The organism is Rhizobium sp. SSA_523 (assembly GCF_030435705.1).
Classification (GTDB): domain Bacteria; phylum Pseudomonadota; class Alphaproteobacteria; order Rhizobiales; family Rhizobiaceae; genus Neorhizobium.
Window position 1 is genome coordinate 3,262,277 of record NZ_CP129382.1, and the last position, 12,856, is coordinate 3,275,132.

The 12,856-nt window shown below is 62.9% G+C and carries 10 protein-coding genes; 8 read left to right on the forward strand and 2 right to left on the reverse strand.

Annotated features, from left to right (window positions below):
- Positions 1-52: 52 nt before the first annotated feature.
- Positions 53-763, reverse strand: coding sequence for a GntR family transcriptional regulator (locus QTJ18_RS23785; RefSeq protein ID WP_252753370.1), 711 nt, complete (start codon positions 761-763; stop codon positions 53-55).
- A 264-nt stretch (positions 764-1,027) separates the two neighbouring features.
- On the opposite strand from QTJ18_RS23785, the gene QTJ18_RS23790 reads away from it, so the two are divergent.
- From QTJ18_RS23790 to QTJ18_RS23825, 8 genes are all read left to right on the forward strand, one after another.
- Entirely contained in the window at positions 1,028-1,804 is a 777-nt protein-coding gene (locus tag QTJ18_RS23790; RefSeq protein WP_252753369.1) for a LamB/YcsF family protein, read from the forward strand.
- A gap of 41 nt (positions 1,805-1,845) precedes the next feature.
- Entirely contained in the window at positions 1,846-3,456 is a 1,611-nt protein-coding gene (locus QTJ18_RS23795) for a 5-oxoprolinase subunit B/C family protein (RefSeq protein ID WP_252753368.1), read from the forward strand.
- Entirely contained in the window at positions 3,453-5,252 is a 1,800-nt protein-coding gene (locus QTJ18_RS23800; protein WP_252753367.1) for an acetyl/propionyl/methylcrotonyl-CoA carboxylase subunit alpha, read from the forward strand. Before QTJ18_RS23795 ends, QTJ18_RS23800 begins: the two co-directional genes overlap by 4 nt.
- Entirely contained in the window at positions 5,249-7,075 is a 1,827-nt protein-coding gene (locus QTJ18_RS23805) for an ABC transporter ATP-binding protein (protein ID WP_252753366.1), read from the forward strand. Before QTJ18_RS23800 ends, QTJ18_RS23805 begins: the two co-directional genes overlap by 4 nt.
- Positions 7,076-7,116: 41 nt before the next feature.
- Entirely contained in the window at positions 7,117-8,649 is a 1,533-nt protein-coding gene (locus QTJ18_RS23810; RefSeq protein ID WP_252753365.1) for an ABC transporter substrate-binding protein, read from the forward strand.
- A 135-nt stretch (positions 8,650-8,784) separates the two neighbouring features.
- Positions 8,785-9,708, forward strand: a complete 924-nt coding sequence (locus QTJ18_RS23815) for an ABC transporter permease (RefSeq protein WP_252753364.1) — start codon at positions 8,785-8,787, stop codon at positions 9,706-9,708.
- Positions 9,709-9,716: 8 nt separating this feature from the next.
- Complete coding sequence (locus QTJ18_RS23820; protein WP_252753363.1) at positions 9,717-10,571, forward strand: ABC transporter permease; 855 nt, start codon at positions 9,717-9,719, stop codon at positions 10,569-10,571.
- A gap of 4 nt (positions 10,572-10,575) precedes the next feature.
- Positions 10,576-12,306, forward strand: coding sequence for a M14 family metallopeptidase (locus tag QTJ18_RS23825; protein WP_252753362.1), 1,731 nt, complete (start codon positions 10,576-10,578; stop codon positions 12,304-12,306).
- Between the two features lie 23 nt (positions 12,307-12,329).
- Here QTJ18_RS23825 and QTJ18_RS23830 read toward each other — a convergent pair whose 3' ends face one another.
- Positions 12,330-12,839, reverse strand: a complete 510-nt coding sequence (locus QTJ18_RS23830; RefSeq protein WP_252753361.1) for a flavin reductase — start codon at positions 12,837-12,839, stop codon at positions 12,330-12,332.
- Between the last annotated feature and the right edge of the window lie 17 nt (positions 12,840-12,856).

Here is a 12,856-nt window from a genome sequence, read left to right on the forward strand (position 1 = left end):
CGTGGTCTTCTTTCGAGTCAGGGCTGATACGCGTGGCCCATATCCGGAAATGCTAAAGCGGCGACCTGGATTGGGCGGCGATCCGCTGATAGGCGCCCAGAATGAAGCGTTCCGCCTGGTCGAGATAGGCCTCCATCATCTGCGCGGCCGCCGCCGCCTGACCGCTTTCGAACTTCGTCAGAATATTCATGTTCTGGTCGATGAAGGGCGCGTGGAGGAATTCCGGATCCTGCAGCAGGCCGAAGACGAGCCGCAATTCCAGCGACACTTCGACGAAAAAGGCGGAGACGCGCGGGCTGTCGGCCAGTTCCACCACGCCGCTGTGAAAGGCGATATCGGCGCTTCCGACCCCAAGCCAATCGGCGTTTTCGCGGCATGACTGGGCGGCTTCCACCGCCGCGCGCATCTTGCGCGTGCCCGGATGGCTGGGATGCGCCCTGTCGAGCGCGCGGCACTCGATCATCCGGCGGACCCGGTAGATATCCATGATGGTGGAGACGCTCGGCGTCGAGACGAAGACGCCGCGATTGGCCTCGTGGCGCAGCAGGCCTTCCTTGGTCAGCATGCGGAACACTTCCCGCAACGTATTGCGGGAAACCGCGAGCTCCTCGCTCAGCGCCAGTTCGGAGAGGTGGCTGCCGGGCGTCAGGCGACCGGAAATCACCTTCTCGCGAATGCGCGCCGCCACGGTTTCCGCCAGAGTCTGACCGGCGGACGAGATCGGCCCGCCACCTGGCCCACCTTCCCGATTGAGTATCGTCATGTCATCCCGCTTGCATATGCCGATTGTCTGAACAGCGCCCCGGCGATTGCATCCCATAGCATCGGGAGCAAAAGCTGCAACCTGCTTACATTGAACTTGCCGCGGTCGCTTCAGAAAATGGGCATATTCCCTCCGCAACCGCCAGTGGCTCCTGCGAGATATCTGACTAAATGTAGAGCAATGCAAAAAGATTGTTCAACACGGTTGACGGGATTGTCCTCCTTAACTAGCATTTCATCCCGTTAACTTGCCTTGGAGGGCCGGGTGCGGGACATCGACATCAACAGCGATCTCGGGGAAAGCTTTGGCGCCTGGACCATGGGCGACGATGCAGCCATGCTGGATGTGGCGAGCAGCGCCAATATTGCCTGCGGCTTCCACGCGGGCGATCCTCTCGGCATCTTCAGGACCCTGACCATGGCCGCCGACAGGCGGGTCGCCGTGGGGGCCCATGTCGGCTACCGCGACCTTGCCGGCTTCGGGCGGCGCGCCATGGTCGTCTCCAGCCAGGAATTGCGCAGCGAAGTCATCTACCAGATCGGCGCCCTGCAGGCGCTGGCAAAGGCGGCCGGAACATGCGTCACCTATGTAAAGCCGCATGGCGCGCTTTATAATGCGATCGCTTTCGACGAGCGTCAGGCCGCCGATGTCATCGCCGCGATCCAGGCCGTCGATCCCACGCTGACGCTCATGGCACTTGCGGGTTCGCCGCTGATCGCTCAGGCGCGCGCCGCCGGCCTCGATGTCGTGGCGGAAGCCTTTGCCGACCGGGCCTATACGGCGGATGGCGAGCTCGTCTCCCGGCTGGAAAAGGGTTCCGTCCTGCATGAACCGGAAGAGGTGGCCGCGCGGATGATCCGGCTGGTCCGCGAGGGCGTAATCGAATCGGTCGATGGCAAGCCGGTCCGGATCGAAGCCCAGAGCATATGCGTCCATGGCGACAGTCCGGACGCTGTTGCCATGGCTCGCTGTTTGCGGATGCGCCTGCAGGAAGCCGGTCTGACGATACGCGCTTTCGCGACGCGGGGTGCGCCCGCGTGACTCCCGTTGCGGCCAAACCTCGCACCGAGGCCCGAAACAGCATGCACGTCCTGCCTGTGCGGTCGGATAGCATTCTGATCGAGCTTGCCGGGCTCGACGAGGCGCTGGCGCTTTATGATGCGCTCGCCGCCGACATGCCGGCCGGCGTGCTGGACATGATCCCGGCGGCGCGCACGGTGATGATCTGCTTCGACCCGGTTCTTACCGGCGTCGAGGACCTGATGGCCGCCATCGCCGCCGTCGACACCAGGCGCAGTCGCGTTTCCGACGCGGTGCCGATCGAAATCCCGGTGCGCTATGATGGCGAGGATCTGCCGGCCGTGGCAGCCATGCTCGAGATGAGCGTCGAAGAGGTGGTGCGGCGGCATGTGCAGAGCGATTACCGCGTCGCTTTCACCGGCTTCGCCCCCGGCTTTGCCTATCTTGCCGATGGCGACCCGCAGCTCTGCGTGCCACGCCGCACATCGCCGCGCACCCATGTTCCCGCCGGTGCGGTCGCACTGGCCGATGCGTTCAGCGGCGTCTATCCCAAGGAAAGCCCGGGCGGCTGGCAATTGATCGGCACGACCCCATTGGCCATGTTCGATCTCATGCGCGATCCCCCATCGCTGCTGCAGCCCGGCCAGCGGGTCCGCTTTCGCGACATCACGGCCGACCGCGCCTATGCAATCCGGCCGCAGCCGGAGAACCCATCCTTCTTGCACCGGGCCCCGACCGGCAAGAGCGAAGGGGCATGCGCCATCGAAGTGGTATCGATGGGCTTTCCTGTGCTGTTCCAGGATCTCGGCCGAAAGGGCCTCACACGCCAGGGCATCGGTGCTTCGGGGGCGGCCGACCAAGCCAGCCTCAGGGCGGCCAATCGCCTGGTCGGCAACGACCCCTCAGCCGCAGGTCTGGAAATCGTCTTCGGGCATTTCTCCTTCCGCATGCGCGGCCGCGGCGTGATGGCCGTGACCGGCGCTTCCCTGCCGATTGCGATCACGACCGCCGCCGGCGCGACCTTCGACGCCTCCCATTCCAAGCCTTTGCCGCTTGAGGATGGCGATACGGTCAGCCTCGGCGCTGCGCAGGCAGGGCTTCGCGCCTATCTGGCGGTTCGCGGCGGCTTCGACGTGGCGCCGGTTCTCGGAAGCCTCTCGACCGATATGCTGGCGAGGATCGGCCCCGCACCGCTTGCCGCCGGTGAGGTCATCGGTATCCTGGAGGCCAGACCCGGCAGCGTCGTCGCGCTGGATGAAATTATGGCTTTCTCCATGCCCCGGGCGGATGAAGTGCTTTGGCTGGATGTGGTTCTGGGCCCCCGCGATGGCTGGTTCACGCCTCGCTCCATCGAGCATTTCCTGAGCCGCGAATGGACGGTGTCGCCACAGTCGAGCCGCGTCGGCATCCGGCTCGAAGGCGAGGTGCTGGAGCGCGGCATATCCGCCGAACTGCCCAGCGAAGCTACCTTGCGCGGCGCCATCCAGGTGCCGGCGAATGGCCAGCCGGTTCTCTTTCTCGCCGATCATCCACTGACGGGCGGCTATCCTGTCATCGCCAATGTCGCCACCCATCACCTCGATCTTGCGGGGCAGGCGCCGGTCGGTGCGCGTATCCGCTTTCGTGCCTTGAGCCCGGACGCTTTGTCCCTGATGTCAGGAAAACCATCATGAAGAAGGTGTTGATCGCCAATCGCGGTGAAATCGCCGTCCGTATCATCAGGGCCTGCAGGGATTACGGCCTCAGGAGCGTCGCAGCCTATGCCGATGCCGATGCGGATGCCATGTTCGTGCGCCAGGCGGACGAAGCTTACGCCCTTGACGGGGTAAACCCGAAAGACAGCTATCTCGACATCGACAAGATCATCCGGATCGCCAGACGCACCGGCGCAGATGCCGTCCATCCGGGCTATGGCTTCTTGTCGGAACGGGCCGAATTTGCCGAAGCGGTCATAGAGGCGGGACTGGTCTGGATCGGGCCGGATCCCCACGTCATCGCCGCGCTTGGCGACAAGCTGAAGGCGCGCGAGATCGCCAGACAGGTCGGGGCGCCGCTTGTCGCAGGCAGCGAGGGTGCCATCGACAATGCCGCCGAAGCGCTTGCCTTCGCCCGCCGGTTCGGCCTGCCGATCGCGATCAAGGCGGCGCATGGCGGCGGCGGACGCGGCCTCAAGATCGCACGGGCACTCGAAGAGGTTGAAGAGAGTTTCCACTCCGCCAGGCGCGAGGCTCTGGCCGCCTTCGGGCGCGGCGAATGCTATGTCGAACAGTTTCTCGACCGGCCGCGCCATATCGAGGCGCAGATCCTTGCCGACCGTCACGGCCATGTTCTGGTGGTGGGGACGCGGGACTGCTCGCTGCAGCGCCGCAACCAGAAACTCGTGGAGGAAGCGCCGGCGCCCTTCCTGACGCCGGACCAACGCGGCCTCATCCACAAGGCCGCGAGCGACATCTGCGCCGCTGTCGGCTATGTCGGCGCCGGAACGGTCGAGTTCCTGCTCAGTGCCAGCGGCGTCATCTCCTTTCTGGAGGTCAATACCCGTTTGCAGGTCGAGCATCCGGTGACGGAAGAGACAACGGGACTGGACCTGGTGGTCGAACAGTTCCGCATTGCCGAAGGCCTGCCCATCAGCCGGACGCAGATGCCGGAGCCGAACGGCCACGCCATCGAATTCCGTATCAATGTCGAAGATCCCGCACGGGGTTTCCTGCCCTTTTCCGGAGATATTTCAACATTCGTGGCGCCAGCCGGGCCGGGTATCCGCCTGGACAGCGGTGTCGCGCAGGGATCGTCGGTTCCCAGCATGTTCGATTCTCTCATCGCCAAACTCGTCGTCTGGGGCCCGGACCGGAAGACGGCGCTGGCGCGGGCGCGGCGCGCGCTTGCGGAATTCGAGATCGGGGGCGTGCCGACCGTCCTGCCTTTCCATCGCGCCGTTGTCGATCATCCGGATTTTACGGGAGAGGCGTTTTGCGTCCATACGCGCTGGATCGAAACGGATTTTTCGGAACACCTTGAGGCTCAGCTGCGCCCGGCAGCCCCGGATCACCAATCGATGATCTCGGTCTCGGTCGAAATCGATGGCAAGCGGTCTTCTCTTCGCCTTTCCGAAAGTCTCCTCGGTCTCTTCGGTCGTGCCGGATCGCAACCGGCGGCAGCGGCCGACATGGCCGACATGGCCGGCATGGCCAACAAGGATGAGACGGCCTTGTACTCCCCGGTTCCTGGCAATCTGACGCATTGGACACATGCCGATGGCGATCAGGTGGAAGAGGGTGCAGTGCTTGCCGTTCTCGACGCCATGAAGATGGAGACCACTATCGTCGCCCCGCATGCCGGGACCCTCAAGATCATCGCCAAGCCCGGCTCGCTGCAGAAAGCCGGCGCGGTGATCGCGCATATCCTACCATCGCACAATGCAGCGACGTCCTTGCCCAGCCCGCAAGGTCAGCCGGAGGCCTCACAATGACACGATCCGCGCCGCTTCAAGACAGTCTGATCTCGGTCGACAATCTCAGCGTCCGCTTCGGAGCGCAGACGGTTGTAGACGGCCTCTCATTTGCCGTGTCGCCGGGCAAGACGCTGGCGATCGTCGGCGAGTCCGGGTCCGGCAAATCGGTGACATCGCTGTCGATCATGCGCCTCGCCGACATGATGGGCGCGTCACTTAACGGTGGCCGCATCCTGTTCGGCGGCAAAGACCTGCTGCAGACCTCGCAGAAAGACATGCGGCGCATCCGTGGCAAGGACATTGCCATGATCTTCCAGGAGCCCATGACCTCCCTCAACCCGGTCTTTACGATTGGCGATCAGATCAGCGAAGTGCTGATGCTGCACGAGAAGATCGGCAAGGCGGCAGCGCTGGCCGAAGCGGGCCGGCTTCTTGACATGGTTCGGCTGCCGGGCGGCCCGGCGCTTCTCAAGCGCTATCCGCACCAGCTGTCCGGCGGCATGCGCCAACGCGTGATGATTGCCATGGCGCTCGCCTGCCGCCCGAAGCTCCTGATCGCCGACGAGCCGACAACCGCGCTGGATGTCACCATCCAGGCGCAGATCCTGCAGATCATGCGCGATCTGCAGCAGGAACTCGGCATGGGAATGATCTTCATCACCCATGACATGGGCGTCGTGGCCGAAATGGCAGATGATGTCGTCGTCATGTGGAAGGGCAGGAAAGTGGAGGAGGGGCCGGTCCGGCAGCTCTTCGCCGATCCGCAGCATCCCTATACCCAGACCCTTCTGTCGGCCGTGCCACGCCTTGGCAGCATGGAAGGTCACGATTTTCCCCGACGAATGCCCATCACCCTCGTGCAGGATGGCGAGAAAACCGTTATTGGCGAGGAAAGACGCCAGGATACGGCGCGCTATGATCAGGCGCCGCTCCTTTCCGTCAGCAATCTCGCCGTCCGTTTCGATGTCCGCAAGACCATGTTCGGCCAGGTGACGCATCGATTGAGCGCGGTGAACAATGTCAGCTTCGACATTCATCCGGGCGAGACACTGGCGTTGGTCGGCGAATCGGGATCCGGCAAGTCCACCATCGGGCGCACAATCCAGCAGTTGCAGAAGGCCAATTCCGGGCAGATCCTGTTCAACGGCAAGAGCTATGCGGACATGTCGGCGTCCGAGCGCTTTTCCATGCACCGCAATGTCCAGTATATTTTCCAGGATCCGTTCGCCTCGCTCGATCCCCGCAAGACGGTCGGGTTTTCGGTGGCGGAACCGATCCACACGCACGGTCTCCTCTCGGGGGAGACGGCGGTTCGCCGGCGCGTCGACGAATTGCTGGAAAGGGTGGGTCTCGGATCCGGCTATGCCGATCGCTTCCCGCATGAATTCTCCGGCGGTCAGCGCCAGCGCGTCTGCATTGCGCGCGCACTCGCCTGCGAACCGAAACTGATCATTGCCGATGAAGCACTGTCTGCGCTGGATGTCTCGATCCAGGCGCAGATCATCAATCTCTTCATGGACCTGCAGGCCGAACGCGATCTCGCTTACCTGTTCATCAGCCATGACATGGCCGTGGTCGAACAGATCAGCCATCGCGTGGCGGTTCTCTATCTCGGTCAGATCATGGAAATCGGCACGCGCCGCCAGGTGTTCGAGACGCCGGCGCATGCGTATACGCGCCGCCTTCTGTCCGCCGTTCCCGTCGCCGACCCGACAGCACAACGCAAGCCGCAGCGTATCGACGGCGAGATCCCCGATCCCGTTCGGCGTGTCGGCGACGAGCGGCCCATTCTTCCGCATCAGGAAATAGATCCAGGCCACTTCGTTGCGATGAGTGCCTGAGTGATATCGACAATCGCATGAAACCAAGAGGAACAGATAAGATGGCAAGCATCAAACTGGGAATGACTTCAACTTTCATGGCGCTAGCCTTGGCCGGCGTCGCCTTTGGTGCCGCGCCTGCCTCCGCCGCAGGCAAGGTCACCGTGTCCATCGCAACCGATCCCGGCAGCTGGGACCCGGTCGACACCTTCCTGGTCGCCTGGGGTTCGGTCGGCTCCAATATCTTCGACGGTCTGACGAGCCGTGACACCAATGCCAAGATCGGGCCCGGCCTTGCGACCAGCTGGGAGGTTTTGGACAATGGCCTGCGCGTCCGCTTCGCTCTGCGCGAAGGCGTCAAATTCCACAATGGCGAAGCCTTCAATGCGGATGCCGTGAAATACACCTTCGACCGCCTTCTCGGTGAGGAAGGTGCAAAAGGTCCGCAGCGCGCCAATTACACCTCGATCGATCGTGTGGAGGTCATCGACGAAAAGACGGTGGATTTCCACCTCAAGGCTGCCGATCCGGTGCTGATCACCAAGCTTGCCGGTTACGGCGCGATGATCGTGCCGCCGCAATACATCAAGGAAAAGGGTGAGGATTATTTCAACGCTCATCCCGTCGGGACCGGCCCCTTCAGCTTCGTCGCCTACAATGCCAAGATCGACCTGCAGCTGAAGGCCAATCCCGATTACTGGGGCGGCGCGGCAAAGATCTCGGAACTGGATTACCGCTTCATCTCCGAGCCGGCCACGGCCGTGGCCGAGTTGCAGGCGGGGCGCGTGGATCTCGTGATTGACCTGCCGATCAGCCTGATCCCGGTTGTCGAAGGCGATTCCAAGCTGGCGGTCGAGTCAACCACCGGCCCGGTCGTCAACGGCCTGCGTTTCAATACCAAGGACGGCATCACCAAGGATGAAAGGGTGCGCAAGGCCCTGATCATGGCGGTGGACCGCGCCACCATCATCCAATCCTTGCTGGGTGGCCAGGCGACGGAAATCGCCAGCTTCCAGAGCGCGCTTTCCTTCGGCGACGATCCGTCCCTGAAGCCGCTGCCCTATGATCCGGCCAAGGCCAAGGCGCTGCTGGCAGAGGCGGGCGTCAAGCCCGGCACGCCGGTGCAGATCGATATCCGGTCGGGCAATCCTACCTTCAACGAGGTTTCGCAGGCGATCGCGGCCTATCTCCAGACCGTCGGCATCAATGCCACCGTGAAGCCTTACGAGACGAATGTCTTCCTCAACGACATCGTCCCGCAGGGCAAGACCGGCGCAATGTTCCAGCAGAGCTGGGGCGGCTGGACGCTGGACTACGACAACACCGCCTATCTTCTCTACCATTCCGGCCAGAAGTGGAACCCTTACGACGCGGATCCGAAGCTCGATACCATGCTCGAAGAGCAGCGCCCGATGACGGATGTCGGCCAGCGTGAAAAGCTGCTGCAGGGCATTGCCGGCTATATTGCCGACAAGGCGCTCGAAATGCCGCTTTACAACCTGAACGCAATCTATGGCGTCAACAAGCGGGTGAAGGATTTCGTCGCTGCGCCGGACAACCGCGTGAAGCTCAACGAAGTGTCCGTCGCCGAGTAAGCGGCGCGTCGAGGCCGACGATCTTCAGCCCAGCGCGGGTGGATCGGACGGTCGTCGCTTAGGCTATCGAGGCAGGCATCGCAGGATCGGTGCCTGCCACCCTTTCTAGTTCTGTCAAATCAACGGACCCCGTTCATGGCTGGTTTTATCCTCAGGCGTCTGGCTCAGGCCATATTTGCCGTTCTGGCTGTCACGCTGCTTGTGTCCTTCGCCATACGCTTGACCGGGGATCCCGCACTCATGCTCACCCAGGGCGCCGGCAGCATCACCGAGGCCGATCTGGTCCGCATCCGGGAGGCGCTCGGCGTCAACCGCCCCTTCTTCGTTCAATATCTCGAATTTCTGCGCGGCATCGTCACCTTCGATCTCGGCCGCAGCTTTCTCGGCGGAACGCCGGTTTCGCAACTGATCGGTACGGCCTTGCCTGCGACTCTGGCGCTCGCCTTCTGGTCCATGTTCGTTTCCATCGTCCTGTCGATCCCGCTCGGCATCAAGGCCGCCACATCGCGCGGCGGCTGGATCGACCAGACGATCCGCATCGTGTCGCTGGTCGGCCTGTCCTTCCCGAACTTCTGGCTGGCGATCATGTTCGTCCTGATCTTTTCGATCACCTTCAACCTCTTGCCGCCGAGCGGCTTGAGCGGTGCCTCGAGCTACATCATGCCGGCCATGACGATGGGCATCATCATGACGGCAGTGAATGTACGCCTCGTGCGCACAACCATGCTGGAGACGCTGAATTCGCAGTATATCATGGTGGCGCGCGCCAAGGGCCTCAGCGAGACCAAGGTGCTTTACAAGCACGCTCTGCGCAATTGCGCCATCCCGATCGTCACCTATCTCGGCGTGCAGTTCGGCGGGCTTCTTGGCGGCATCGTCGTCGTCGAGCGGGTGTTCAACTGGCCAGGGCTCGGCACGCTTGCCTTCGATGCCGTGGGCGGGCGCGATTATCCTGTCCTGCAGGCCACTATTTTCGTGCTGTCGCTGATGATCATCGGCGTCAACCTTCTGGTCGATATTGCCTATGGCCTCATCGATCCGCGCATCCGGACGGAGTAGAACCAGCCATGGCAAAGCTTAGCAAGCCACACCGCTTCTCACGCTTCAGGAGCCTTGAGTTCATCCTCGGCTTCGTGCTGATCGGCACCATCCTGACGGCGGCGCTTCTGGCCAATGTATTGTTTCCGGCAGGGTTCGACCGCATCGACCTTCTCGCCCGCCTCAAGCCGCCGTTCCAGATCATGGCCCATCCCTTCGGGACCGACCCGCTGGGGCGCGATATTCTGGCGCGAGTGATCGCCGGAGGGCGCATATCGCTTCTGGTCGGTGTCACCTCGGTGGCCGGCGCGGCAATCATCGGCATCGCTGTCGGCCTGATCGCCGGCTATTATCGGGGCGTCACCGAAATGCTGGTGATGCGCTTTGCCGATATCCAGCTGGCGCTGCCCTTCATCCTGCTTGCCATCACCTTTATCGCCATTCTCGGCGGCAGCCTGCAGAACACGATCATCCTGCTCATCGTGTCGCAATGGGTGCAATATGCACGGCTGGTGCGGGGATCGGTCCTTGCCCTTCGGGACCGGGAGTTCGTGCTGGCGGCCAAGGCAATCGGCGTCAAGAACTGGCGGATCATCCTGCAGCATCTCCTGCCCAACCTGACGGGGCCGGTCATCGTCCTGATGACGTTGAATGTGGCAACCAACATCCTCCTGGAAAGCAGCCTTACCTTCCTCGGCATGGGCGTGGATCCCAGCGTCCCGACATGGGGCGGCATGCTGGCGGATGCGCGCACCTATATGCAGACGGCCTGGTGGGCCAGCGTCTTTCCCGGCCTTGCCATTCTCCTGACCGTGCTTGGCCTTAATCTTCTCGGAGACTGGCTGCGTGACAGCCTCGATCCGACCGGCAGAACCTCCAGGTGATCCGATGACAAAAATTTTCGAGACGTCCTTCGAGCGCAGCCTCGACCAGCTTGTGGCCATGGCGCAACCGGGAGACCGGTTCGAGGCCTGGACCTTCGACGATCGGTCAAGCCGCGAGGCCGCCATGGCACGGCTTGCCGAAAAAGGCGTTACGGCGCGCATTCGCAGCGCCTATAAGCCGCTGGTCACGTTTTTCCGGGAGGAAGTCGATCTCGACGATGTCGAGACGATCGAAATCCACTATCCGGTCCACCCTGCGGCTGCGCAGAACCGGTTCCGGCTGGAAGCCTATCCGCTGGCAGCGCTGGTGGGCTCGGCAAGCCTCATCTTCGTCGCGCGCGAGGATGCGGAGTTCCGTTACGAGATCCGCTTGACGCGCGCCCATTCGGAGGAAACCCTGACCGTGCTTGCCCCCAACCGGGTGCACCAGGACATTCTCGGCGAGACCAATGTCTCCCCGACCGGCTGGCTGCGGCGGGACGGCGAACCGGATGGAGCCCGTTTCGAAACCGATTACGAACGGCTGTTCCATTCGACCATGGCGGCAATCGCCGGCTTTGGCTGGGGTGATGAGGAGCCGTATTTCGAGGAGTTGAACATCCGCGTCGCACATCCGGCCGCCGATGAACCGCTTCCCTATGACGATGAAGTGCTGAGCCTGCGGGAAGCCCTGCACGAGGACTTCTATTTCTCGCTTCTGGAAGTGTTCCAGGCGAAATCCGGCCGGCCGTCCGGCTACCGCGACCTCAGGCCCGGCCAGATCGTGCCGGAAATCGTCCAGAGCGAGGGGCGCGTCAGCGTCTCAGTCACCACGAGGGCGCTTTCGACGGAATTCCTCGATGGTCCCGAGCAGGAGATCGACCGGGCGCGGGAGCCGATCGCTGCCGGCCAGATCGCGTCCTGCCTCGAGACGATCGGCGGACAGGGCTTTGCCGCAAGAAGCCGATCCGGCAGGACCGTTGCGGCGCGCTATGTGAAGGGAACGGATCTGCCGGTCATGATCAGCGGCGGGCAGCATCCCAACGAGGTCAGCGGCATTATCGGATGCCTGCGGGCAGCGCTGATGCTGAAGAACAGGGAGGGCGCGCATTTCACCATCTCGCCGCTCGAAAACCCCGATGGCTACGCGCTGGATCAGCGGCTGCGGCGCGACAATCCCCGCCATATGCATCACGCCGCTCGCTACACCGCGCTTGGGGATGATCTCGAATATCGCACGCCGGAGAATTCCGGCGGTCATCTGAACGAGACGGATATTCGCCTGCAGGCGCAGCGAATGACGGGGGCGGGGCTGCATATCAACCTGCACGGCTATCCCGCGCATGAATGGACGCGGCCGCTCTCCGGCTACGTTCCGCGCGGCTTTGCCATGTGGACGTTGCCGAAAGGCTTCTTCCTGGTTCTTCGCCATCATGCGGGATGGGAAGACACGGCGGAGGAACTGCTGGACCGGGTCACCCGCCACTTAAGCGCGATACCCGGCCTGCTCGACGACAATGCCAGGCAGATCAAACGGTATGAAACCCATTCCGGTGAAACGGGCTTCCGTATCATCAACGGCTTTCCCTGCCTGTCCTCCGTCGACGATCGTCACGCGGTTCCCATCACGCTCATCACCGAATATCCGGACGAGACGATCTACGGGCAAGACTTGATCGCCGGCCACACTGCCCAGATGGAGACGGTGCTTTCCGCCTATCGGGCCTGGCAGGAGATCCATCAAAGGCTCTCCTGAAGTCCGCGCGCCTGTCGGCTGCGTCAGACGCGCCGATAGCTGCGGTCGAAGTAGATCAGCGCCTGGCCGCTCTTGCGCAGGTGGATCGTCTCGACCGTGCAAAACAGGACTTCATGCGTCTCGCCATCGGCCGTGGACCCGATCCGGCAGTCGAATGAAGCGAGCGCCCCTTCCAGCCGGTGGCAACCGGTCTCAGTCCGCGTCCACTCGGCCGCGGCAAAACGCTCCTGCACCGGCGTCTTGCCGCCGAAGAGACGGCTGAGATCTTCATGGTCAGCGGACAGGATATTGATGCAAACCACCTGATTGTCGCGGACCGGCCGATAGGCTGAGGAACCGCGGTTGAGACATACCAGCAATGTCGGCGGCGAATCCGAGACGCTGCAGACGGCCGTGGCCGCAAAGCCGGCCTTCCCGCCCGGTCCATCGGTGGTGACGATGGTAACGGCGGCCCCCAGGCGCGCCATCGCGTCGCGAAACGCCATGCGCTGTTCGTCCTCAGGAATGGCAGTCTGTACCGCGGCAGCCAACATAGGCGCTCTCCAATTCG